The organism is Methylocystis sp. Uni0008 (genome assembly GCF_056838045.1).
In genome coordinates this window covers 468,737-490,349 of sequence record NZ_CM166370.1, presented here as the reverse complement: position 1 = coordinate 490,349, position 21,613 = coordinate 468,737, and the positions used below count along the sequence as shown (strand labels likewise).

Genomic DNA, 21,613 nt, shown 5'->3' with positions numbered 1-21,613 from the left:
GCTGTTGACTCGTCATGGCGTTGACGAGCCGATGGCGCGCGCGCTTGCCCAATTCGCCTTCGAGACATTGGAGGCAAGACAATGAGCGCCGCTACAATTGCCATCCCGAGCGCGGCCGCGCAGTGCCGTCAGCACATCGCCGAGCTTGCCGGCGTCATTGGCGCCAGCGCCGAGATTATCGTGCGCTACGCCGAACTCGGAGACGACGCCGGGCTCGAATACCAACTGCGGCGATTGATCCTGCATGTCCGGGCCGCGACCGCGACCTTCAAAGACCTTGCCGTATTGGAAAATGCGCCGCGCGGCGCGGAAAGCGAGGCCGCGTGAGCCATCCATCCTTGCATGACGCTATAGACGAATATTCTCAGGAGCCGCCTGAGCGGGCGCGAGAGGCGCGCTATGAGGAGATATTCGAAGATGCGCCGTTGCCTGAAGAGCCGTCATGGGCATATGAGCCGCCCGGAGAGTCGATCCATGTTGTGAATGATTGCACGGCGGAAGCACCGAACCGCAACGACAAATTGTCGTGGCGGCCGCGGCTCATTTCTGCTCGGGAATTGTTGGAGATGGAATTCCCGGCGATCAGCTACATCGTTCCGGGCTATATCGCTCCCGGCGCGACCATCCTCGCCGGCCGCCCAAAGCTCGGCAAGTCATGGCTCGCGCTCGAAATGGCCTTGGCCGTCGCGACCGGCGGCACGTGTCTCGGGAGTATCCAGTGCGAGCAAGGGGGCGTGCTCTATCTCGCACTTGAAGACAATCGGCGACGCCTTAGGGAGCGCATCGACCGTATTCATCCGGCTGGCGCTCCTGGTCCTCTTAATCTCCAGTTCGAGACGGAATGGCCGCGCGCCTCCGAAGGCGGCCTGAAGTTCATTCGCGAATGGCTCCGCGCTCATCCTGACGCCCGCCTGATCGTTGTGGATATCCTGACGATATTCCGTGACGTTCGGAACGGCAGGGACACTCCTTACGAGGCCGATTACGCGGCCGTGAAGTGCCTGCAAAGTCTCGCGATGGAATACAGCGTCGCCATAGTCATCATTCACCACACGCGCAAGAGCGCCGGGGAGACTGAGGCGTTCGACAAGGTAAGCGGCACCCTTGGCCTATCCGGCGCCGCCGATACGACGCTCGTTCTCGACAGAGACGGCAACGGCTGCACGCTCTATGGCCGCGGGCGAGACATCCCTGAAATCGACACCGCCGTTCAGTTCAACAAGAACACATGCAAGTGGTCCGTCCTCGGTCTCGCGTCCGAAGTCCGGCGCACCGACGAGCGCACGCAGATCCTCGACGTGCTCAAAGAGGCCGACGAGCCAATGAGCCCGACAGAGATAGCCGACGCTCTCGGCGTTCCTCGCAACAACATCAAGCAGCTTCTCTTCAAGATGGCAAAGGCCGGCGAGGTGACGAAGTCGCGACAGCGGGGGCGCTACATCCATCCTGACCGCTCAGACCCTGATAACTCAGACGACCCCCATAACCACGATAACCCGGTAACCAGAGCCGGAAATCGTGAGGGAGACGAAGGAGATGAATAAGCCGGCGCTCGATTATCGGTGGCTTGGGGCGGTAACCGGAAGGGCCATGCCATATCCCTTCTATTTTCTCGGAGTCTCCTTCGTCGGTTATCCGGTTATCAAAGTTATCGGGGTGCGATGGGCTCTACTCGCGCAGATGCCGCCAGAGAAATGTCGCCGCCCTCAGCGAGACGTCGCATGACCCGTCGCCGTCTCCCTAACCGCCGCGCGCATGAGGCTATCCGCTTCTCCTTCCGTGGGCGGGCCTACACGGCCGGCGTGGGCCGATTTCCAGACGGCTCGGTGGCTGAAATCTTCATCGATGCGGAAAAGCAGTCCACCGACGCCGCGGACGATGCGCGTGACGCCGCTGTGGCGCTTTCAATCGCGGCCCAGCATGGGACGCCGCTGGAGGCGATCCGCGCCGCCGTCACCCGCGAAGGCGATGGCCGGCCGTCCGGCATTGTCGGAGCCGTGCTCGACCTTCTCGAACAGGAGGGGCCGAGATGAGCATCATCGGAATCGACATAGGCGCTCAGGGCGCGCTGGCGCTCCTTTCGCCGACCGGCGGGCTGCTCGAGGTCGTCGACATGCCGATCCTGCGCGACGGCCCTGCCAATCGGCCGAACGTGAGCGCGCCGCTGCTGGCGAGCATCGTCCGACGCTGGCAGGCGTCGCAGGCTTTCGTCGAATATGTCGGCGCGCGCCCCAAGGAAGGCCCTACAGGGGCTTTCGCCTTCGGGCGGTCCAAAGGCGTCATCGAAGGCGTTTGCGCCGCTATTGAGCTTCCTGTGGCCTTCCTGACGCCGCCGGTGTGGAAACGGGCGGTGGGCATTCCGCCGGGCAAGGATGGCGCGAAGGACGCCGCCCGCTCGGAAGCCATCCGGCGATGGCCGGGCCACGCTGAGTTGTTCGCGCGCGTCAAAGACGATGGAAGGGCAGAAGCGGCATTGATTGGGCTCGCCGGCCTATTGCGGGAAAGGAAGGTCGCGGCATGATCGACGAGCACGACCATATCTTGAAGCCCTACGATGCTCGCGAGGCCATCACCGTCAGGGAGGCGGCAGAGATCGCCAGGAAGTCGAAGCGCACGATCTTGGAATGGGTGCCTCGGCATGGGATAGGCCGCAAGGTTGTCGGGCGTGTCGAGGTTAGCAACGTCGCTTTGTTCATGTTGCTCGATGGCGACGAAATCGCGCTGCGCGCATACCGGCGCGGCGATCGAACAAGCGAACGTGTCGCGCGGTATCTCGTGCGGGCCGGCTTAAAAAAGCTGTAGAACGCGCAAAACGCGCGAAACGCGCAAGACTGGTCTGGCGACTAAGAATCGACGCGCGTAGATTCTGCTCATGACCACGCTCGACATAGACCAACTCGCGATCGTTTTGAGCTGCGTCACGGACGCCGCATTGTCTGCGATCGATCCCAGCGGCGCTGCGCTTCGCCGGGCTCACTTCGCCCTGCGCTCAGGGCTTCACATGGCCGAAGAGATGGGCGTTCAGTCTGAGGCGTCCGAGGTCGTGCGCAGATTGATCGCAAACCTAGAGGAAATGGAGACGATACATTGACCGACGCGCCAGCCCTGCTTCAACGCCGTTTCCAGCTCGCGGAGCAAACGCGCAACATTTGGTTCGTGACAGTCGAGCAGCACATAAAGCCCGAGGACGTGCTGAAGCCCGACTTCTGGCGGCATGTCGCGAGCGAGTTGCGGCCTTATGACGAAATCATCGTCGCCACGGATTCCTGCGAGTGGCGCATGGAGCTTCTTGTCTGCGATGTCTGGCATTGCGGCGTTCGCGTCGTCGAAGTCAGCCGCGTCGACATGACGGCCGAAGAGGAAGGCGGGAACGATGTCGCCGACGATCTTCGCGTAAAGTGGCGCGGTCCCGTCAACCGCTGGTGCGTCGTCAGAACGGATGGCGTCATCATGCGCGGCGGCCTCGAAAACAAGAACACGGCGCTCGAAACGCTCGCCGCCATCGCCCAAGAACGGGCGGCGATAGGCAACTAAATGGCTGTTTTGGAGAACCCCCGTCACGAAATCTTCGCCCGTGAGATCGCCAAGGGCGCGTCTCAGCGCGAGGCTTATCGTGCGGCGGGTTACGAGGGCGACGAGCGCTCAATGGACGCCAACGCCGCCCGGCTGATAGCTGAAGATAGGGTGTCGATAAGGGTCCAGGAAATCCAAGCGGCTGCGGCCAAGCGCGCCGAGATCACGATCGAGCGCACGCTGCTTGAACTGGCCAAGATCGGCTATGCCGACGTTCGGAAGGCTGTCCGATGGGGCGAAGGAATTGCCATCAAGGATGCGGAGGGCAATGAGGCCATCAGCAACGGCGTCGCCATGCTGGATAGCGCCGAGATCGACGACGACACGGCCGCGGCGATTGCGGAGGTCGCGCAGACCCGCGACGGCATAAAGATCAAGTTCCACGACAAGCTGGGCGCGCTGGAAAAGATCGGCAAGCATCTCGGCATGTTCGTCGACCGCCATGAGCACACCGGCAAGGACGGCGGGCCTATCGAGACGCGCGAACTCTCGCCGCTGGAGGCGGCAAGGCGTCTCGCCTTCGCCTGGGAGAAGGGCATTCGGGCGCTGGAGGAGAAGTCTTAATGAGCGGGATTGAGGCGGCTATGGCGGGCGTAAGCGCCGCGGGGACGTTGCTTGGCGGCTACGGAGAATACCGCGCCGGCATGAATGAGGCCGCGGCTGTCGATGCGTCTCGACCGTATGATCTGATCAATGCGGCCAATCGTTCGCAGGGATTGAAATACGCCGCGGACACGGCGCTTGCGGGCGCGCAGCGGCAAGCCATCGCACGAACGCAGGACAAGAACCTCGCGCTGTCTCGCTCGCGCGCAGTCGCTGCTGCTGGCGGGGGCGGAGCCAGCGACACGACCGTCGTCAATCAGGAGGCGCTGATCGAGCGGCAAGGCGAATTCTACAAGGCGCTAGAAATGTTCGGCGGGCTGGATGCGGCGAACCAACTCAACTACGAGTCTCAGAACGCTTTGCTAGAAGGCGTGAACCGCTACAACGCCAAAGGCGTGCAAGCGAGCCGGATGCGGAGCGCAAGCCGGTTGCAGGCGGTTGGGACGCTCCTGCAGGGCGCCGGCGAGGGCTTATACCGACATCGTCGTCGCCTCCCGTTTGGCCCGTCCGATACGGATGTCGCTATAGCCGAAGGCTACCGTGACGCGGCCAAGGTGCGGGCGGACTATGCCCAAAGAGAACTTGAGCGCCAGAACGAATGGCTGCGCCGGGGAGGCCGCGGCTGGTGAAAAGGCCCAAGAAAGCGCCGCCACCCTTCGAAAGCGCCGAATCCAAGGAGGCGTTCAAGCAAGCGCTACGATCCGCCTTCGCAGCGAACCGGGCGCTTCTCGACTTTATCGAAAGCGTCCTGCACGACTATCCGACCATTGAGCCTCTCGACGCTATCCAGAAAGCGGCTGCGGCTGCGCACGACGCGGAAGCGGCCTGGGCCTACTTCCTGCGGCTCTCACACAAGAGCTTTCCCGAGAAGGTGAGCCTGAATTAGGCACGACCCGATCGGCGGTTGGAAAGGCCGGTGGGCCTCAAGAAACAACCTTTAGGCTCGGGATAAACGGGCTCAAGCGATGCGAGCTAGCTTGAAGAGAGTCTTTGATCGCAGCCAACTCTGAATCCCCCGTCTTGGCGGCTGAGATGCGAAAGCGGCCTCGGATCGTCGGATTGGCACCGTGAACGCGGTAGCGATAATTCACTCCATCTTCCTTGTAGACCACAAGCCGTAACCTTTTAGGCATTGGAGCCTCCCGCTTTGCGCTAAGCATAGGTAGGGAGTTGGCTAGTCGCGAGCGCGCGTCAAGGCCGCTGAAATTTCAAAACGGGGGCGCTACCCTTAAAGGCGTTAAATCAGCTCAAGCGCCGTCGGAATGTAATACTCAGAGTAATACCGTCGCCGGCGTAAATTCATATTATCAATGAAATACAGTAAGTTATAGCTGTCAGTTGGCGGAGACGGTGGGATTCGAACCCACGATAGGGTTTCCCCTATAACGATTTAGCAAACCGTCGCCTTCAGCCTCTCGGCCACGTCTCCATGCGCCCCGCGTAACGCCGCGGACGCCTGGAGACATATGCCAAAGGCCCGGCGCGATGGCAAGAGAACGCCTCGGACCGGACGGAGGGCGCGGAGGCGGCCAAACGGAGGGTTCAGGGCGACGCGCGAGCCAGCCATTCATCCTAAGGTCAGCGCGCGGTTTGAAGGTCGGCAGGCGAGGCTAACGAATTTGTTCAACGGCCGCCGCCATGCCCGGCACGAGCCGCACGCGATATCGGGCGTTCCCGCAGGTCAGCAGCCAGACCTGCTCATCCGGCCTCGAAGCGCGCCTCTCGTGGGTCGCGCTGACCGGCCCCTGGCAGACGTAGCCCTGGTTCCGGATATGCGCGGCGACGACGCTCGCCGCCGACTCCTGCGCCGAAGCCGGAGTGAGGACGCCGGGCGTGAAGAGCAGAAGAATTGCGATCCGAACCACACGCATCGTCGCCTCCGTCGATCCAAGCGCCTCGCCGGCTCTCGCACAATAGCAGAGATCAGCAAAGCGAGCCTGAGCGAAAAATGCCGACGGTGGACACGCGGCCGCTCGCCAACGCGCGACGTTCCTCAGCCGGCCTGCTAGGGCCGGATGCGCTTGTGACATCCCGCGGATGGGCTCCTAACGGCTGACGGTTCCCGTCGCAAGCGAACGTCCCGACCTTGGATGCGGAGGCGGGGCATCAGTCGTTTAACGCAAACAGAAGCGTCGCCCGGACCTTCTGTTGGTTGAGACAGGATGACAGCGATCAAGTCGATACGACATGCGCGCTGCGTTCGCTTACCCAAAAAACAGGCGGGCTGCCAAGAGCCCGCCTGAAAGTCGCGGCAAGCGTTCGCCGCTTGGAAGCAACGCCTGCCGCCTGGACGCACGATCTGAGTGCCGGCGACCTTTAGCACAGCCGCGCCTCTGGCCTATTGCCACAACGTGTCTCCATCGTTGCCGCCGCGCGCCTCATTGAAACATCATCGACGCCTCGACCGTCGCCGTTCGATCGCAAAACGTTACGGAGTCGCGGAACGCGGCTATCGCGCGCGAGAGGCGACGTGAAGCTTGCGGAGATTGGCCTCGATGAGCGGCGCGATGCCGGCGACCATCACCGCGGTGCCAAGCGCGTTCGGATGTTCCTTGTCGCTCTGCATCAGCGCAGGATGGCCGTACACCCCGGCGAGCATGAAAGGATAGAGCGGCACGCGATGGCTGTGTGCGAGGGTCGGATAGATGTTGTTGAAGCCGACGATGTAGTTGGGTCCGTTCTTTGGCAGCGAGAGCATGCCGCCAAGAATCACCCGCGCGCCGCGCGCCTTGCAGACGCGGATAATCGCATCAAGATAGCGATAGGTGACGCGTGGATCGGTACGATCCAGCATGTCGTTTGCGCCGAACTCCACCAGAACGAGATCGGGATGGTATTGCAGCGCCTGGTTGATGCGCGCGTAGCCGTCGGCGCTGGTGTCGCCGGGACTCGAGCCGTTCCAGACCATGACGTCATAGCCATCCGCGAGCAGTCTTCGCTTGAGCTGGGCTGGAAAGCCCTGGGATTCCGGAAGATCGAAGCCGGAGGTCAGACTGTCGCCGAAAATCAGCAGGGTCAAAGGTTGCGCCGACGCCGGCGCAGCGATCGCGCATAGCAGAAGCGCGAATGCGACAAGTGCTGAGAGGAAGTTGAAAGGCCTTGTCGTCATAACGCTCCCCCTATTTTTGCTTCAAATACATAATAGAGCGTCGTGACGCTTTAGCCAGCATCGCAGCAAAAAGAGAGCGTCGGTTCTGAAGGATAAGAGTGCGAGCAACGCCGTGGTCCAACTGCTTCGCAGTGTGCGCCAGGCTTGGCTATTTCAGTCGCGCAACAAACAGCGTCACGAGGAGAAAGGGACTCATCATCCAACTTCGAAACAGCGGGCGCGCGCGCCTGTTCTCAGATCTCTCAGCTGCGCGGTCACAGGCGTGCGATTGTCGAGAAGTATGGCGACCAGACTATTGTAATATCCAAAACGGTAGTCGGTTTTCATCGGATAAGAACGACCCGCAGCAACATAGAAGCAATAAGAGCTGAATTGCGGATTGGCTCGCAGCGATATCGAGCAATGGATCCTGTAGTTGAGCGGCGTGCAGACAAGCGCCACGTCTTTCGTCGGCAGCATGAAATTGTTGGCGCTCATCGCGCCCGCGAGGGCCGGCGCAACCATCAAACTCAAGGCTACGCAAACCGCGAACGTCGTGGTCGGCTTTCTCATTGAGCTCTCCTGCGCCGCTCGAGATTATTCGCCTGTGCCTGTGGGCGACCGCCCTGGTTCCGATCCTGCTTCTAATCGAATCTCAGGGCAAGACATTCGCGCGTTCGGCGTCGTCAAGCGAATTTATCGGCGCCGATCTCTCCCGTCCTCGGACTTCTGTGGTATTGTTCGATACGGCGCGCCTCGCGCCGGGCAGATGAGCCCGAGAGGCGACGATGAACAATCCAATATGCTCTTCTACGCCGCCGCCGCTCGAATGGAGCGTCGACAGGCGCACGCATCCTGCAATCGCTCAAGCGATCTTCGCCGTGTCGAGCGACAAGCGAACGCCCGAAGCAATCTGGGAATCGCCAACGCCGGAGGAATGGCGAAAAATCTCCGAACTCGTCGTCGAATATGTCGATGACGGCGATTTCGCCGCCGACAATGGCAAATTCGCCTGGGGACCTTTTGAAACGCTGCGCCTCTGGCCGGCGCATCACGACGACTGATTGCGAGCGCGACGCTGAAAGAAACGCCGGCGCGATGTGGGCTCAAGAGCGCGACCTGCGCTCAGACGCACACAGCGCTGTGAGAGATCGCCCGCGAGTCGCGCCGGCAGCGCGGCTCAGTAGGGATTGACAAACGGCGGCTCGTAGGGGCCCGGCATGAAGCCGTCGAGTTCGCGAGCGAATTGGCGCTGACGCGGCGCCTGGACGCGTGATGGCGTGCGCGGATTGCCGACGATCTCCCCGCTTTCCGTGACCACCACCCAACGGCCGGCGCGCTCCTGAATTGCGATGACGCGGCCGACTCCGGGCACGAACTCGCCCGGTTCGACGCCAATCATCCCGCGCTCGGATTCGATGAGCGCTGCGCCCCGATAGACGTCGCGCACCCTGTAGCCGCTCACGACTTTGGGCGCCGGCGCGATCGTCTGCACGGGCGTCATATCAACTTTGGCGCTCTCGTTCTTCGCGGCGCGGGCGACTTTGGGCTCCGCCTTTTCTGCCCGCTCTTTCGCCGGCGCTGACTCCGTTGCGCTGGCGACGGCCTTGTTTTCGACAGGCGCGGGCGCAGCGATGGCCTTCTGTGCGCTGGCGCGTTCGGCCTGTTGTCGCTTCTCCATGGCGTCGAGCTTCGCGCGGAGCTCCTGCACTTCGCTCTGCAGCGCGCCGATTCGGCGTTTCGTCGCCTCGTCCAGCACCGGCACGGCGATCTGCTGCGGCGCCCGCGCTTCAACCTTGGGAGCCGGCGCTTCTTTCGAGCGCTCCGCTGGATAAAAATGCGTGGCGGCGACTCCTGCGAGCCCGATAAAAGCGGCGATCAGCCCATAGCGGAGTGGTCGGCGCCCGCGGCGATCGATGACGATCTCCACCGGCAATTTCGCCAACGCGTCGTTCTTTTTGGGCTGCGATGAATCCGGAGGAAGAATGAGGTCGTTCATGCGTGTGAAATCCCACCGTCACGAGGGGCGGAAGACGAAACGCATGCGCCTCAATCGCGGCGAAATGTCGTCGACCTCGGGATCGCCGCTGAACGCCGACAGCCGCCGGCAGCGCGCATATAGGCCTTGGCGGCTATTTGAAGTGATAGGCGGCGGGAGGCGGCGGAAGAGGCGGGGGACCCGGCGAGGCCGTCATCACCGTAAAGAGTCGCTGAAAAAAGCACCGCGAATCATAGGGAACGACGCCCCTGTTGCAATCCGGTTCGGGAATATAGAGCGGCGGTTGCAGTCGATCCGAAAGGGCGACGCAAACTGGATCCTTGTAGGGCGAGCCGACATTGTCCGTGACTATCGGGTGGCCGCATGGGTCGACCGGCGGCGCGACCTCCGCGCCCGCGGGTGCTGGCGCGGGAACGGAATGCTTCTGCTTCGCCTCGGCGACGCCGGGCAGCGCTGCGGCGAAGATCGCAACCGCGAGAACTCTTGCGAGCTTCGTCCACATGCGCGCAGGCTGGTTTCGTTGATGGCGCAGGGGACGCGCGCCTTTCAGCGAGATCCTCACGATGTTCTTCTCCGTGCCGGACGATTGGTCGTTCTCGAGTCCTGTCCGGCCCTTATAGCGGACATTCAGCCGCCGCTCGTCAAGACCGCAGACGGATCGGCGATCCGCGGGGGCGTTCCCAGCTTTCAGCGGGAAGGCCGGCATCTTACGAAACGACGCAGACAATCCGATGCGCTACTATCGCGGACAAGCGCCTTTTCGCTGTTCCAGTCGCGCAGCGAACGATCTGGCGCAGCGTGCAGCCGCCACCGCGTATCGCGGCGCCGACAACGGGCCGCTAACGCAATGCGGCGGCAGAGAGGGACCTGACGTGACGAGCAAGGAGCCCCTCAAGACCGTTCCGGCTCTCGCAGTCGAGGAGATCGGCTCCTTGCATGTCGGCGGCCGGATGGTCCGGCTTGAGGGCCTGCCTGCCCGCGACCGGGTGAGCGCGCCCGGCGGGCCGGCGCACCACGTCGACCCGAACGGGGAGATCGTCGTCGGCCAGCTCTATGTCCAATATGTTCGCCTCTCCGCGCCAAAGGCGGCGACGCCGTTGCTGCTTTGGCACGGCGGTGGCATGACGGGAGCCACCTGGGGGAACACGCCTGACGGCCGGCCGGGCTGGCAGATGTTCTTCCTGCGCGCGGGCTTCGATACCTATGTCTCCGACGCCGTGGAGCGTGGCCGCGCCTCATTCGCGCCTTTCCCGCAGATCTACCCCGAAGCGCCATTTTTCCGAACCGCCAGAGAGGCGTGGGAGGACACCTTCCGCTTTGGGCCGGCCGGCTCATGGCATCCTGATCCCACGTTCAGGCGCGCCTATCCGGGCCTGCAATTTCCGGTCGAGGCGTTTAAGGCGTTCTTGTCCCAGAGCGTCCCGCGCTGGAGCTGCAACGACGCGCTCACCCAGACCGCCTACGACGCGCTGGTGCGGCGGCTCGATTGCGACGTCGTGGTCCTCACGCACAGCCAGGGCGGGTGCTTTGGACTCACGGCGGCGCTGCATGCGCCTCAGAGGGTGCGCGCCGTGATTTCGCTGGAGCCTTCCGGCGCGCCAGACCCGGCGTCTTCCGATGCGGCCATCGTGAAGGGAACGCCGCATCTCTTCCTTTGGGGCGACAACTGGCGCGACAATTCATTTTGGGCGAATTCGCGTCCAGCCGCCGAACGCTGGCGCGACGCGTTGGCCGAGGCGGGCTGCGACGTGACCTGGATCGATCTTCCTGAGCACGGCATGCGCGGCAACAGCCATGCGCTTATGGCGGACCGCAACAGCGACGACATCGCCGGCCTCGTGCTCGAGTGGATGGCGGCGCGCGGCCTCGCGCGCTGAGCCGGGCAGGTCAGCCAACCGGCGCGCGTTCGCTCGGCTCCGCCGCTGTGCTATGGCTTCGCCGGCGCGGCTCGGCACGGGAGGCGCTTTGGCGAACCGAACCGCTGGCATGACGACTGACCGCGACCTCTGCGAAACTCGCTCCACACAAGCGACCTCATCCGAAGGCAGCCTGACAATTCTGGCGGCGCTGGCGCTTTTAGTTGGCGCTGCGGCGGGTTTCGTCTGCGCGCTCTTTCGGCTGGCGCTTGAACGCGCCGACGACCTTCGCATGGCCGTCATCCATTGGGCGCACGGACATTTAGCGATAGGCTTTCTAATCATTGTCGGCGCGTGTGCATCAGCCGCGGTCGCCGCCGCATGGCTCGTGCGGAGATTTTCGCCTCACGCCTCGGGAAGCGGCATTCCGCATGTCGAGTCAGTTCTGCGCGGTGAGGCTTCGCCGTCGCCCTTCATTCTCCTGCCGGTGAAATTTGTTGGCGGATGTCTCGCGATGGGTTCGGGGCTTGCGCTTGGCCGTGAGGGTCCGAGCGTTCAGATGGGGGCGGTCCTTGGCCATCTGCTCGGCGACGGCTTTCGCCGCAATCGGGCGGACTGCCGTGTTCTACTCGCGGCAGGCGCGGGCGCCGGCCTCGCGACCGCGTTCAATGCGCCGATGGCCGGAGCGGTTTTCGTGCTCGAGGAGCTGGTTCGAAAGTTCGAGCACAGGATCGCGATCGCGGCGCTGGCCGCGTCCTCGACGGCGATCGCGATCGCGCATCTGATGCTCGGCGACGCGCCGGATTTTCAGCTGCCCGCGCTGTCCTACCCGGCGCCTGAGATCGGCCCTCTTTTCTTCCTTCTCGGCGCCTTCTGCGCGGTTCTTGCGGTCGCCTACAATAGGGCGGTGCTCGCGACGCTCGCCGCGGCGGACCTCATGCGCGGGCTGCCGAGGGAGACGTGCGCCGCCCTGGTTGGCGCAGCGACCGGCGTTCTTGCCTGGATGGCCCCTTCGTCGGTGGGCGGCGGCCACAATCTCACCCAGAGCGCGCTTTTTGGATTCGAGAGCCTCTTTGTCCTGCCTTCGCTCTTTCAATTGAGGTTCTGGTTTGGCGCGCTTTCATATTCTGCCGGAACGCCGGGCGGCCTTTTCGCGCCGCTTCTGGCGCTGGGCGCGCAACTGGGGTTCCTCTTCGGGGGCCTCTGCGGGTTGGCCTTCCCGAATCTGCCGATTCAACCGCAGGCCTTCGCCGCGGTGGGCATGGCCGCGTTCTTTTCAGGCGTTGTGCGGGCCCCGCTCACCGGACTGGTGCTGGTCACCGAAATGACCGGCAGCGCGACTCTTCTCCTGCCGATGCTGGCCGCTTGCTTCACGGCGATGCTCATCCCGACGCAAGTGAACGACCCGCCGCTCTATGACGCCCTGCGCGAGCGCCTGCGGCGGCCTTTGATCGCCGGCAAGTAGCGCTGGAGCCTGCGCAGAACGCGCGAGTCGCAACGGGCGTCGACACGCGGCGACTGAACGCTTCGCGCATCAGGTCGCAAGACGATTCATCGCGTCTGACAAAGGTCTCCGGCGATCTCCGACTGTTAACCAATTTTTGCGATCGTGATTCGCGTTTGGTTGCGGAGGGCTTCTCTTATGCTCAGCCGTCGTTCGTTTGGCGTTGGCGGCGTCAGCGCTATCGCGTCTGCTCTGTCGGCATGTTCGGGACCGGGTTCCTTTGGCGAAACGGAAGGCAAGCCCGCTGCGCCGCAGCGGGCGCTGACGCGCACGCTGGAACGACCGAATTTTCAGGCGGTTTACGGGGAATACGCAGGCGAACCCTTCAGGATCGCGCCGTTCGACTATCGGCGGGTTGATCCACAATATCTGCGCCAGACCGTTGAATATACGGGGTCCGAACGGGTCGGCACGATCATTGTCGATCCGCAGTTGAAAGTTCTGCATTTCGTTGAAGCGCCTGGACGCGCCACAAGATACGGCGTTGGCGTCGGCCGGGAAGGCTTCTCATGGTCCGGCGAAGCGCAGATCAATATGAAGCGGCACTGGCCCGATTGGATTCCGCCACAGGAAATGATCCAGCGGACTCCGGAAATCGTCGCGCAACTGGAACGCACGCCGCGCGGGATGGGAGTTCCAGGCGGTCCGCGCAGCCCGCTTGGCGCGCGATCAATGTATCTTTTCGGAGACGGGCGCGATCTCGGATACCGCATTCACGGCACGACCGAACCGGAAACGATCGGCACGAACGTCTCGTCCGGATGCGTCCGCATGATCAATCAGGACATCGCGCATTTGTATACCCGCGCAGCCATCGGAACGCGCGTCATCGTCCTCGCGTGATCGCTGTCGTCGAAGCGCGCGAATGTTCCTCGCAGTCGATGACAAGTTGCGCACGCCCTGCGGCTTGCGGGTCGAACCCGCGACCCTGATTGCGAGGGCCGATTCTGAGTAGAAGTACTATCGCGCTAACCCCGTGTCGGAGGTGCTCTGGCGCTTCTCTTCTGCGCCGCGCGGACCATCTACGTCAGCGTGGAGAACTTACATGCTCGATCTCGCTTACGTCACGTTGCTCGACTTCCTCTCTCGGTCGCCGCCTCGGGGCAGCAGAGATGAAGCCTGTGAGTCGCGCTTCGTGCCCGTAGGCGAGGACACAGACGGTCGCGAAAAAGCGGCGCCGCCTGAAACCCACTCTCCCTACGATCGCCCGGAGAAAGCGTCGCGCGTCTAGCCTAACTCTAAGACGCGCGTGAAGTCGGTGACCTTCAGTCGTCGGCGACTCTTCGTATCAACGCTGCCTCAGTCAGATTCGGGCAGAGCCAAGAGCGTCAGCAAAATTGTGGGCGCGGCCCCTACCAGAGATCAATGACAGAAATATAACACCCGGCAGGCGCGCACTTCGTGGCGGCGCTGCTGGGAGAGTAAGATGTCGAAAGCAATCTTGGCCGCACTATTCGTTGTGCTGTTTGGTTCAGCTTCAGCTCTCGCGAAGAGCCCCAGATGTTTTGAAGGTTATGTCAGGGCGCCCTGCGGCCCGCCCCCGCCATACTATGTCGAGGGCATGACATATTGGGGGTCGGCGCTGCCCCATGCCGAGCCGCAGGACCCCACGGGGCGAATAGTGCTTGAAGGCGCTGCGGGTGGAGGAGCGCCGGACGGCGATTAAGCCGCGTCACTGTGACGATGAGCGCAGCGCAAGTCGCTGCGCCCACGATATCCGTCAATGGCGCGCAGCGAGCCGCGCTGGAGTCGCAGTGTTGTCGGCGAAGCGTTGCGCTCGCGATTGCGCGGTCTGATCAAGCGAACGTCTGCAAGCTGCTCGAGAAGACGGATTCAGCGTGCGCAGCAGAGGCCGGAGGGTTGCCGGCGAGCCCAGGGAGCCGCTGCCTAGCAAGATGGCGGGCTTGTTGGATGAACTTAAACAACGCCGTGCTCAGAAACGGGAAGACAGCTAAGCCGCATTGAGCGAAGCGCTGACAATAGTGGTGCATCCGCCGGTATCAGCAGTGGCAGCGGTCCAATCGCTGCTTCACCATCATTCGGGCAACGCCATTGCCTTGGCAGAAATAAGAACGTCGGCTGTCAGCGATCGGGCGACCGGCGATGTGGATGCGAAGGGTTGCATCGACATCGAGCACAATAGTTTCGGAATCTATTCAGTTCCCAATCACAGTGATCTGGCTCTGGACGCTGCCCGCTTATTGGATCATGCTCACCCGTCATTGCGGGGAGGATGAAAATGCATTCCTTCTATGATTGTTTTGCAGGAAGTGTGCATTCACGCCGATGGGCGGCTCCGGTAGCGGTTCTCGCTTTGCTGATTTCATCATGCATCGATGCGCCCCTGGCGAAACCTTTGCCTCCAGAACCGGCGGCGGACGAAGCAGGGACGCGAAGTCAAAAAGTCTGTCAATTGACTGGCGATTTCGATTTTCAAACTGGCGCCGAGACCAGGAGCATAACCGGGGCGAAGTTCAATGTTCCCGGCACAGACCTGGGCTCTCCCTTCGAACACAATGGGAGCCTATATTTCCTCTTTGGCGACACCACCACTGCGTCTCAGGATGGTCTGGCTTTCACAACCGAACATGAGCCAGAACCCTGTCCAAAGATCGACTTCGTCACCAAGCCCGACAATGCACGAGAATTTCAACCAATCGCGGCGCCGGGAATTTCGCTGGGGCAGGATGAGGTGCCGACAACGGGTTTCAGCGCTCACGGCGCTCTCTATGCTTTCGTCAGAACAAATTTTGCGGGCGATATGGGCACAGCCGTTCTCCTGAGGTCCAATGATAATGGCTCGACCTTTAATTCCGTGAGCGATGAGTGGCGACAGGGGTTGGGAAATAAGTTTGTCTATCTCTCAGCTGTACGTGTGAGCAAAGCCGATTTTCCTGACCTCCCCACCAATGCGAAAGAAGGGCTTCTTGTCTTCGGCACAGGAAGATATCGACAGAGCAATCCTTATCTCGCGTTCATTGATCTCGATGAACTGCAACACGGCAGGAAGGTGGTGAGCTATTTTAAGGGAACGAGGTCATTACAAATTTCTGGGGTCGATTCGATAACGCCATCCTGGGTCAATGCAGATCAGGCGAATGAAGCGAGAGATCTGTTCGGCAAAAATGTGCCTGGCTGTGTCGGAGAATTGTCGGTCACCTGGAATGCCAAGCTCAATCAATGGCTGATGCTGTACAATTGCGCGAACATAATCGTTGGCCGAGTGGCGGAGAAGCCTTGGGGTCCCTGGTCCGAGCCGGCGACTATTTTCGACCCTGGCGCCGATGGCGGATTTGGTCAGTTCATTCACGGCTGCCTATGCAAGGAACGCGGCGCTGTTTGCGGGCCGATGCTCGATCTCGTGAGCCCGGCGGTAGTGAACATCAAGAAATTCCCGGACAATCCAAACGCGAATGGCGCCGTATACGCCCCCTACGTCATTCCCAGATACACGAAAGGAGAGCGGAGAACGGTGACCATTTACTATCTGATGTCGACCTGGAACCCGTATCAGGTCGTGCTGATGAAAACGACGTTGTGGCGTCCGGGAGGCGGCGAGGCTTCGCCAGAGATCGAAGCGCGCAAAAAGTTTCCACAGGGCCCTGATTTCCATAACCCCTCGGTGAACGGTCGCTGACGACGTCAATCATTGCGCAGACAGGGATGTTGGCGACATAGTTGATTGTTGGCGACATATTTAAGGACGCAATTCTGGGTTGCGTTATTTCCGCTTGGTCGGTCTAAATACAGATCGCGGCGTCTTTCGACCGACACGCGTGGCAAAAGTCTCCAAGGGAGTCGCACAGCCTTTCTCGAGGGCATGGACTATTGGGGTCGGCGCTGCCCCATGCCGAGCCGTAAGACCCCACCGGGCAAATAGTGCTTGAGGGCGCTGCGGGGGGAGGAGCGCCGGACGGCGATTAAGCCGCACGAAATGTGACAACGGGCGCGGCGCAAGTCGCTGCGCCTGTGGGACATCGCGCTACGCGCTGCGCAGACTGTCCTGCATTGACGAAAACCGTCTCGGCGCGGGTTGTGCCATTAGTTCTGCGCGTTGAATGCGGGGAGATTCACTGAACGAGCGGCGAGCGTTTGATGCTCAGTTTCAAGAGATCACGCGGCGGCGCCTCGCTGTAGAGCATTGGCAACGATTTAAAATTTCTACGTTTTGGGGAACCGATCGATCGTGGCGCGGTTCATCTCCCTTCATGGAGAAGCGCCATGCCAGACAAAAGACTGGACCGGTGGCGCAACGCCGGAGCGAGTGAAGCTGCGCAGCGATCCGCCGTTGCGAAGGCGATCGGCAAGCATCTGAAGTTCAAATTCGCCGGAGTCGCCAGCGAGCCCCTGCCTGAGAAGATGGCGGGCTTGCTGGATGAACTAAGACGCCGACGCGCGCAGAAACGGGATGACGGCTAGGCCGCAGCTCGGCATTTTTTGCTCGAAAGATTTGGGCGGGCTCTTCCTCGAAATGGACTTAGGCGAGCGCGCCGCCGCCGTCGTCTCCGACAACGGAGACTCACGGCTGCCTAGTGGATTCGGAGCGGTGCGTCGGGTGGGAAGCCATTCGCTTCCGCCCCGCCGAAAACGGCGAGGCGGAGTTCCTGCATCAAACCGGCGGAGCTGAGAACTCCGCCGCCCGATTCACGAATGATGGCGATGATGGTGGTGGTGATGACGATGGACGACTCCAGCCGACCGCGGCGTTGAGGGAGCCGGCGAAGGGGGGACAGGCATAGCCGTAGTCTTTCCCGTCACTTTGTTCAGCACGTTCGTAACCGCTGCGCCCGCCTCGGCCCCCACGCGATTCACTCCAGAGGCAAGCTCTGAAATAGGATCTTGGGCTCTCGCTGCTTGAGCAATGAGAGCAGAGCCGAGCACCAGGGCAAACACCAGCCCAGCCTTCTTAACGCACGCCATGCAAACCTCCATAATTCTCTCTGCGAAAGGGCTCTCATCAATAGTTCGCAGCTGCGGTCGAGCCAATGCCTTTGCGCCGCCTGCGACCGGGCGGCTTTTCCCGCGCCGGCGTCATTCCGTGCAACATTCTGACGCAGCTTCGTTGTCGGCACTTCCCTGGCCAAAAATGCACGCGGCGACGGCTTTGGATTCGATCGTAAATCGCTGATTTTTATGGCCGTGCATCTGATGCCGACCGGCCCGTATCGAGCGCAAAGGATGTTAACTTGACGCTGGATTCGCTGTGGCGGAGCAGTAGACGTGACGCCGCGACGATCTATCTTTTCAGCGTGAACTTGAAATTATGGGAGGAAAAAATGAGCAGGGGTTTGAAGACCGCTTTGTTCGGGGCTCTTTGCGGAGCGTTTTTCTTTGCTGCGGCTCCGTCCGTTTCGGCGGGGCCAATGCCTTCCTCGCTCTCGCCGGAAGATTTTGGGTCGACGTCTTTCGTCCAGAAGGCGGGTAGAATCAGGCCAGGCGCAACAATCCACCCACCTGAGGGCAAGCAGTGCATAAAATGGACTCGGCGTTTTAGCTCGACCCACGGCTTGGGCCAGCGCCGCTGCGTGCACTGGAAATAGCGATAGTCCATTCGGCGACGATCAATCGCCGGTCGCGCCAACGATAGGACGCCGCGCTTTCGCTCGAATGCCGGAGATCCTCGATTGGCGCGACGCGGGCGCCTGGATTGCTGGGAAAACTCCGGCGCATTAATGCGCCGGCCGCTCGATGACGCCTTGCAGGAAGGATCGTCTCGCCGCGCGTGAACCGCTCCGGCGTCGGCGACGACGATCCGACGCTGATTTAGCCGCGGCCGCCGCCTAAAAGGCAGGTTCCGACGCTCGCTGAGGGCACAGCAAGATTGACGAAAATCTCGCTACAGCGCTGCGTTGTTACGAGCCCTCTCGCGCTTCGAAGCGCCGCGCTGACGGACATCAAGACAGACAGCTGCGCGCATCAGCGCGCTATGGTGGTTCCGGTGCTGCGAGGCCAGACGGAGCGATCTATCGAGCCGCACCAGGTCTTCCTCGCGCGGTGCATTGGACGCGTCCCGGAAACCGTCGACAGATAATGCTCTTGTCGCACGCAGTAGCAAAGTTCGCCCAACTCGACCCGTCGTGTGTTCTCGCTTGCTGTTCCCACGCCCTAACAGCGTTGTTCCGAACCCGCGAAACCGACCATCCGCGTGCAGTCCCTGCATGGAAGTGTTTTTTGCAGGCATCTTGCGCCTGTGCATCCATTGCGGGCGTAACGAGCATTATCATTATTGCGCCCACAGTGGCCGCAGCGTTTCGAGTGAACGTTAGCGCCCCCATATTTTTCCTCCTCAATATCGTTTCTGGAGTGCAGAACGCGTTCTCGCCGAGATGACACTTAGAGAACGCGCGACTGCCGAAATGGTTGCGCGGTGCGAGGATTGGCGCGAGCGTCAGTTAGCGCAGCATATCACGAACTTAGGGTATGGCGGCGACGCGCCCAAAGCGCGCTTCTCAAGCGACCAACACGGTGACGGATTGTCCGCGCATGTTGCTCGACGATGTCTCGCAAAACTCGCGCGCTGAAAGCTCTGCCTGTGGTAACGTCGGGTGGATCGTTTGAATAGGCCTGACATGCCGCTGGAGCATGCCGATGAAGCGGGCCAATATTTAGAAGTCAGTAAAATCTTCGACGGCATGTCGCGTCGGCGACGACAGAAAGGACATCGTCCAGGATGAGTTCCTGGCTGATCGCGCAGGAACCGCGAAGATGGCGATCGGTGGTGCCGGTTGCAGGATTCGAACCCGCGACCTACTGATTACAAATCAGTTGCTCTACCAGCTGAGCTAAACCGGCCCGTGGCGTAAAACGAGGCGCGTCGCGCGACTTCTCTATGCGTCCAAGCCGCCGGAGAGGTCAATCCCGGAAGGCGAGCGCGCCGCTCATCCAAGACGCGTCGTGACGACGCTCAAGGCCGCTGCGCAGGCGTTCGACACATTGAGGCTCTTGATCGGACCCGGAAGATCGAGCCGCGCGACGGCGTCGCAGCGCTCGCGCGTCAACCGCCGCAGTCCCTTGTCCTCGGCGCCGAGCGCCAGCACCAGCGGCTTCGACAACGCGACGCTCGCGAGCGATTCGGCGCCTTCCGAATCGAGACCGACGCGCGCATAGCCGCGCTCGGCAAGCTCATCGAGCGCGCGCGCCAGATTGACGACGGAGACGATCGTCACAAACTCCAGAGCGCCGGACGCCGCCTTCGCGAGGACGCCGGAGAATTCCGGACTGTGCCGTTCGGTGACGATCACGGCGTCGACGTTGAAGGCGCAGGCGGTGCGCAGGATCGCGCCGACATTATGCGGATCGGTGATCTGGTCGAGCGCGAGCGCCACGCCGCTGACGCTGACGATGTCGGAAATGTCGGCCTGCGGCAGCGGGCGCGCTTCGAGCATCAGCCCCTGATGCACGGCGTCCGCGCCGAGCCGACGCTCGAGATCGCGCGCGTCGACGAGACGCGGCTCCAGTCCCGCCGTGCGCGCGAGGTCCTGAATGCGCGGGAGCGCCGTTTCCGTCGCGTAGAGCGTCAAGAGCTTGCGCCTGCGCGCGGTCAGCGCGGCGCGCACCGGATGCGCGCCATAGACCGCGACGAGGTCGGGCGAGGCAGGGCGGAAGGGTCCGCGCGCCTCAGATGGCGTCGTGGGCGCGCGGCGGCCTTTCTCATGCGCGCTGCGGTCTCTAGGCGGCGGCCTGCGGCTCATCGGAGCGCCGCCGTCTTGACCCACCATCCCGGATGGTCGGCGCGAATCACGCGGGCGGCGCGGACCGCGTCGCGAGGGGTCGAAAACAGGGCGAAGCAGGTCGCGCCAGAGCCCGACATTCGCGCGAGCCTGCAGCCGCGCGCGCCGCGCAACATCGCGAGCGCGTCGACAATCACCGGCGCCTGCAGGCAGGCGGCGTCCTCAAGGTCGTTGCGGCACTTTGCAAGCATCGCGAAAAGTTCTTCGGCGCTCGGCGCTGCGCCGATCTCCGAATGCGCCGCGCCGCCGAGCGAGGCGCCCGGCTGCAGTCCGAGCGCAGCGAAGACCGGCCCGGTTTCGACTGGAACGCCCGGATTGATCAGCACGGCGGGCAGGGGCGGGAGGCGGATCGGTTCGCCAAGACTTTCTCCCGCGCCGCGCATCATTCGCGCCCGGGGCTCGAGACAGACCGAGACGTCTGAGCCGACCGCGCACGCCACCGTGCGCAGGCGCGGGTCGTCGGGCGTGAGCTGATTCGCCGCCGCGAGAAGGCGCAGCGCCGCTGCGGCGTCCGACGAACCGCCTCCAATGCCCGCCGCGACCGGCAGGCGCTTCTCGAGACGAAAGCGGCCGAGCCGCAGGCCCTCGATCTCTTCGGCGAGTCGCCGCGCCGCCCGCAGCACGAGATTGTCGTCGCCTGCGCCCGCCGCCGACGAGGTCGGTCCATAAATGTCGAGCGCCAGCGCATCGCCCGGCGTGAGCGACAGCGTGTCGCCCGCGCCGGAAAAGGCCACGAGGCTTTCGAGCGCGTGATAGCCGTCCTGACGACGGCCGAGAACGTGAAGCGTGAGATTGATCTTCGCGGGGGCGCGCGTCGTCAGCATCTGGCCCCGGTCTCCGCATGTTGGGGCGAATTCGCGGAGCCCGTTGAATTGGAGCGGGCGAAGGGATTCGAACCCTCGACCCCAACCTTGGCAAGGTTGTGCTCTACCCCTGAGCTACACCCGCATCCGTCGCGCCGGCAAAGCATGTCGCCGAACCGTCGCGCGCGTCGTTATGCCGGAAACGAATTTGCTTTGCAACTGGCGTCATGCGCCTGGATCGACGCTCCGGGAGGGAACGGCTCCCGGAGCGTCGTCACGTCACTGGATCATGCGGCGTTTCCGGCAATATGCCCGTCCGGCGCGATCCTGTGCGGCGCCCGACAAAAGCTGTGAAGCCAACCAGATACTCGAGGATCGAGCCGACTTCGCCATCTTATGTTGTCGGCTCCTGCCGCAGGATATGGACGGCGGCGGGTGATGATGCAGCGATGAAAAC

General features: G+C 62.4%; 25 protein-coding genes and 3 tRNA genes. 17 read left to right on the top strand and 11 right to left on the bottom strand.

Translation table 11 applies throughout. The features are described 5' to 3' along the window. Positions 1-81: 81 nt before the first annotated feature. The 10 genes from AC0X69_RS02485 (at position 82) to AC0X69_RS02440 (ending at position 5,062) form a co-directional block, all read left to right on the top strand. Positions 82-327: a hypothetical protein gene (locus AC0X69_RS02485; RefSeq protein WP_482610958.1), complete on the top strand. Its 246-nt coding sequence runs from the start codon at positions 82-84 to the stop codon at positions 325-327. Then, entirely contained in the window at positions 324-1,544 is a 1,221-nt protein-coding gene (locus tag AC0X69_RS02480; RefSeq protein ID WP_482610956.1) for an AAA family ATPase, read from the top strand. Before AC0X69_RS02485 ends, AC0X69_RS02480 begins: the two co-directional genes overlap by 4 nt. 177 nt (positions 1,545-1,721) lie before the next feature. Beyond that, positions 1,722-2,033 (top strand): hypothetical protein, encoded by a 312-nt coding sequence (locus tag AC0X69_RS02475; RefSeq protein WP_482610954.1) that lies wholly within the window; start codon positions 1,722-1,724, stop codon positions 2,031-2,033. Then, positions 2,030-2,521, top strand: coding sequence for a RuvC family protein (locus tag AC0X69_RS02470; RefSeq protein WP_482610952.1), 492 nt, complete (start codon positions 2,030-2,032; stop codon positions 2,519-2,521). The genes AC0X69_RS02475 and AC0X69_RS02470 overlap by 4 nt, the downstream gene beginning before the upstream one ends. Next, on the top strand, positions 2,518-2,802 hold the full coding sequence (locus AC0X69_RS02465) for a hypothetical protein (RefSeq protein ID WP_482610950.1): 285 nt from the start codon (positions 2,518-2,520) through the stop codon (positions 2,800-2,802). Before AC0X69_RS02470 ends, AC0X69_RS02465 begins: the two co-directional genes overlap by 4 nt. Before the next feature lie 70 nt (positions 2,803-2,872). Continuing rightward, on the top strand, positions 2,873-3,091 hold the full coding sequence (locus tag AC0X69_RS02460; RefSeq protein ID WP_482610948.1) for a hypothetical protein: 219 nt from the start codon (positions 2,873-2,875) through the stop codon (positions 3,089-3,091). Further along, complete coding sequence (locus tag AC0X69_RS02455; protein ID WP_482610946.1) at positions 3,088-3,534, top strand: hypothetical protein; 447 nt, start codon at positions 3,088-3,090, stop codon at positions 3,532-3,534. Before AC0X69_RS02460 ends, AC0X69_RS02455 begins: the two co-directional genes overlap by 4 nt. Further along, on the top strand, positions 3,535-4,137 hold the full coding sequence (locus AC0X69_RS02450) for a terminase small subunit (protein ID WP_482610944.1): 603 nt from the start codon (positions 3,535-3,537) through the stop codon (positions 4,135-4,137). Then, on the top strand, positions 4,137-4,805 hold the full coding sequence (locus AC0X69_RS02445) for a hypothetical protein (protein ID WP_482610942.1): 669 nt from the start codon (positions 4,137-4,139) through the stop codon (positions 4,803-4,805). The genes AC0X69_RS02450 and AC0X69_RS02445 overlap by 1 nt, the downstream gene beginning before the upstream one ends. Next, positions 4,802-5,062, top strand: a complete 261-nt coding sequence (locus AC0X69_RS02440) for a hypothetical protein (RefSeq protein WP_482610940.1) — start codon at positions 4,802-4,804, stop codon at positions 5,060-5,062. Before AC0X69_RS02445 ends, AC0X69_RS02440 begins: the two co-directional genes overlap by 4 nt. 453 nt (positions 5,063-5,515) lie before the next feature. Here AC0X69_RS02440 and AC0X69_RS02435 read toward each other — a convergent pair. The 4 genes from AC0X69_RS02435 to AC0X69_RS02420 all read right to left on the bottom strand — a co-directional run bounded on the left by AC0X69_RS02435 (position 5,516) and on the right by AC0X69_RS02420 (position 7,837). Further along, positions 5,516-5,605 (bottom strand) — tRNA-Ser (locus AC0X69_RS02435). A 181-nt stretch (positions 5,606-5,786) separates the two neighbouring features. Beyond that, entirely contained in the window at positions 5,787-6,047 is a 261-nt protein-coding gene (locus AC0X69_RS02430; RefSeq protein ID WP_482610938.1) for a hypothetical protein, read from the bottom strand. Between the two features lie 578 nt (positions 6,048-6,625). After that, complete coding sequence (locus tag AC0X69_RS02425; RefSeq protein WP_482610936.1) at positions 6,626-7,285, bottom strand: arylesterase; 660 nt, start codon at positions 7,283-7,285, stop codon at positions 6,626-6,628. A 195-nt stretch (positions 7,286-7,480) separates the two neighbouring features. Further along, positions 7,481-7,837: a hypothetical protein gene (locus AC0X69_RS02420; protein WP_482610934.1), complete on the bottom strand. Its 357-nt coding sequence runs from the start codon at positions 7,835-7,837 to the stop codon at positions 7,481-7,483. 215 nt (positions 7,838-8,052) lie between these two features. Between AC0X69_RS02420 and AC0X69_RS02415 the strand changes: the two genes are divergently transcribed. After that, positions 8,053-8,328 (top strand): YccJ family protein, encoded by a 276-nt coding sequence (locus AC0X69_RS02415; RefSeq protein ID WP_482610932.1) that lies wholly within the window; start codon positions 8,053-8,055, stop codon positions 8,326-8,328. Between the two features lie 116 nt (positions 8,329-8,444). Here AC0X69_RS02415 and AC0X69_RS02410 read toward each other — a convergent pair whose 3' ends face one another. Further along, complete coding sequence (locus AC0X69_RS02410) at positions 8,445-9,263, bottom strand: hypothetical protein (RefSeq protein WP_482610930.1); 819 nt, start codon at positions 9,261-9,263, stop codon at positions 8,445-8,447. A gap of 133 nt (positions 9,264-9,396) precedes the next feature. Then, positions 9,397-9,825, bottom strand: coding sequence for a hypothetical protein (locus tag AC0X69_RS02405; protein WP_482610928.1), 429 nt, complete (start codon positions 9,823-9,825; stop codon positions 9,397-9,399). Positions 9,826-10,135: 310 nt separating this feature from the next. On the opposite strand from AC0X69_RS02405, the gene AC0X69_RS02400 reads away from it, so the two are divergent. The 6 genes from AC0X69_RS02400 to AC0X69_RS02375 all read left to right on the top strand — a co-directional run bounded on the left by AC0X69_RS02400 (position 10,136) and on the right by AC0X69_RS02375 (position 17,042). Beyond that, positions 10,136-11,140, top strand: coding sequence for an alpha/beta hydrolase (locus AC0X69_RS02400; RefSeq protein ID WP_482610927.1), 1,005 nt, complete (start codon positions 10,136-10,138; stop codon positions 11,138-11,140). 109 nt (positions 11,141-11,249) lie between these two features. Next, positions 11,250-12,584, top strand: a complete 1,335-nt coding sequence (clcA, locus tag AC0X69_RS02395; protein WP_482610925.1) for a H(+)/Cl(-) exchange transporter ClcA — start codon at positions 11,250-11,252, stop codon at positions 12,582-12,584. Positions 12,585-12,761: 177 nt separating this feature from the next. After that, complete coding sequence (locus AC0X69_RS02390) at positions 12,762-13,466, top strand: L,D-transpeptidase (protein ID WP_482610923.1); 705 nt, start codon at positions 12,762-12,764, stop codon at positions 13,464-13,466. 1,118 nt (positions 13,467-14,584) lie between these two features. Further along, positions 14,585-14,860: a hypothetical protein gene (locus tag AC0X69_RS02385; RefSeq protein ID WP_482610921.1), complete on the top strand. Its 276-nt coding sequence runs from the start codon at positions 14,585-14,587 to the stop codon at positions 14,858-14,860. A 2-nt stretch (positions 14,861-14,862) separates the two neighbouring features. Then, positions 14,863-16,260 (top strand): DUF4185 domain-containing protein, encoded by a 1,398-nt coding sequence (locus AC0X69_RS02380; RefSeq protein ID WP_482610919.1) that lies wholly within the window; start codon positions 14,863-14,865, stop codon positions 16,258-16,260. Between the two features lie 584 nt (positions 16,261-16,844). Continuing rightward, positions 16,845-17,042: a hypothetical protein gene (locus tag AC0X69_RS02375; protein ID WP_482610917.1), complete on the top strand. Its 198-nt coding sequence runs from the start codon at positions 16,845-16,847 to the stop codon at positions 17,040-17,042. A gap of 817 nt (positions 17,043-17,859) precedes the next feature. Here the strand turns inward: AC0X69_RS02375 and AC0X69_RS02370 are convergent. The 5 genes from AC0X69_RS02370 to AC0X69_RS02350 all read right to left on the bottom strand — a co-directional run bounded on the left by AC0X69_RS02370 (position 17,860) and on the right by AC0X69_RS02350 (position 21,301). Beyond that, positions 17,860-18,174 (bottom strand): hypothetical protein, encoded by a 315-nt coding sequence (locus AC0X69_RS02370; protein ID WP_482610915.1) that lies wholly within the window; start codon positions 18,172-18,174, stop codon positions 17,860-17,862. A 1,165-nt stretch (positions 18,175-19,339) separates the two neighbouring features. Beyond that, positions 19,340-19,415: transfer RNA gene (locus tag AC0X69_RS02365), tRNA-Thr, on the bottom strand. Between the two features lie 86 nt (positions 19,416-19,501). After that, positions 19,502-20,314, bottom strand: coding sequence for a TrmH family RNA methyltransferase (locus AC0X69_RS02360; protein WP_482610913.1), 813 nt, complete (start codon positions 20,312-20,314; stop codon positions 19,502-19,504). Continuing rightward, the gene (locus AC0X69_RS02355; RefSeq protein WP_482610911.1) at positions 20,311-21,177 is read right to left on the bottom strand and encodes a 4-(cytidine 5'-diphospho)-2-C-methyl-D-erythritol kinase; all 867 of its coding nucleotides are present in this window, start codon (positions 21,175-21,177) and stop codon (positions 20,311-20,313) included. The genes AC0X69_RS02360 and AC0X69_RS02355 overlap by 4 nt, the downstream gene beginning before the upstream one ends. A 49-nt stretch (positions 21,178-21,226) precedes the next feature. After that, positions 21,227-21,301: transfer RNA gene (locus AC0X69_RS02350), tRNA-Gly, on the bottom strand. Positions 21,302-21,613 lie beyond the last annotated feature (312 nt).

What these genes read in the sequence shown, in the direction of transcription:
- AC0X69_RS02485 (WP_482610958.1), top strand. Translation starts at nt 82, where the DNA reads ATGAGCGCCGCTACAATTGCCATCCCGAGCGCGGCCGCGCAGTGCCGT.
- AC0X69_RS02475 (WP_482610954.1), top strand. Translation starts at nt 1,722, where the DNA reads ATGACCCGTCGCCGTCTCCCTAACCGCCGCGCGCATGAGGCTATCCGC.
- AC0X69_RS02470 (WP_482610952.1), top strand. Translation starts at nt 2,030, where the DNA reads ATGAGCATCATCGGAATCGACATAGGCGCTCAGGGCGCGCTGGCGCTC.
- AC0X69_RS02465 (WP_482610950.1), top strand. Translation starts at nt 2,518, where the DNA reads ATGATCGACGAGCACGACCATATCTTGAAGCCCTACGATGCTCGCGAG.
- AC0X69_RS02460 (WP_482610948.1), top strand. Translation starts at nt 2,873, where the DNA reads ATGACCACGCTCGACATAGACCAACTCGCGATCGTTTTGAGCTGCGTC.
- AC0X69_RS02450 (WP_482610944.1), top strand. Translation starts at nt 3,535, where the DNA reads ATGGCTGTTTTGGAGAACCCCCGTCACGAAATCTTCGCCCGTGAGATC.
- AC0X69_RS02445 (WP_482610942.1), top strand. Translation starts at nt 4,137, where the DNA reads ATGAGCGGGATTGAGGCGGCTATGGCGGGCGTAAGCGCCGCGGGGACG.
- AC0X69_RS02430 (WP_482610938.1), bottom strand. Translation starts at nt 6,047, where the DNA reads ATGCGTGTGGTTCGGATCGCAATTCTTCTGCTCTTCACGCCCGGCGTC.
- AC0X69_RS02425 (WP_482610936.1), bottom strand. Translation starts at nt 7,285, where the DNA reads ATGACGACAAGGCCTTTCAACTTCCTCTCAGCACTTGTCGCATTCGCG.
- AC0X69_RS02420 (WP_482610934.1), bottom strand. Translation starts at nt 7,837, where the DNA reads ATGAGAAAGCCGACCACGACGTTCGCGGTTTGCGTAGCCTTGAGTTTG.
- AC0X69_RS02415 (WP_482610932.1), top strand. Translation starts at nt 8,053, where the DNA reads ATGAACAATCCAATATGCTCTTCTACGCCGCCGCCGCTCGAATGGAGC.
- AC0X69_RS02410 (WP_482610930.1), bottom strand. Translation starts at nt 9,263, where the DNA reads ATGAACGACCTCATTCTTCCTCCGGATTCATCGCAGCCCAAAAAGAAC.
- clcA (WP_482610925.1), top strand. Translation starts at nt 11,250, where the DNA reads ATGACGACTGACCGCGACCTCTGCGAAACTCGCTCCACACAAGCGACC.
- AC0X69_RS02390 (WP_482610923.1), top strand. Translation starts at nt 12,762, where the DNA reads ATGCTCAGCCGTCGTTCGTTTGGCGTTGGCGGCGTCAGCGCTATCGCG.
- AC0X69_RS02380 (WP_482610919.1), top strand. Translation starts at nt 14,863, where the DNA reads ATGCATTCCTTCTATGATTGTTTTGCAGGAAGTGTGCATTCACGCCGA.
- AC0X69_RS02375 (WP_482610917.1), top strand. Translation starts at nt 16,845, where the DNA reads ATGCCAGACAAAAGACTGGACCGGTGGCGCAACGCCGGAGCGAGTGAA.
- AC0X69_RS02370 (WP_482610915.1), bottom strand. Translation starts at nt 18,174, where the DNA reads ATGGACTATCGCTATTTCCAGTGCACGCAGCGGCGCTGGCCCAAGCCG.
- AC0X69_RS02360 (WP_482610913.1), bottom strand. Translation starts at nt 20,314, where the DNA reads ATGAGCCGCAGGCCGCCGCCTAGAGACCGCAGCGCGCATGAGAAAGGC.
- AC0X69_RS02355 (WP_482610911.1), bottom strand. Translation starts at nt 21,177, where the DNA reads ATGCTGACGACGCGCGCCCCCGCGAAGATCAATCTCACGCTTCACGTT.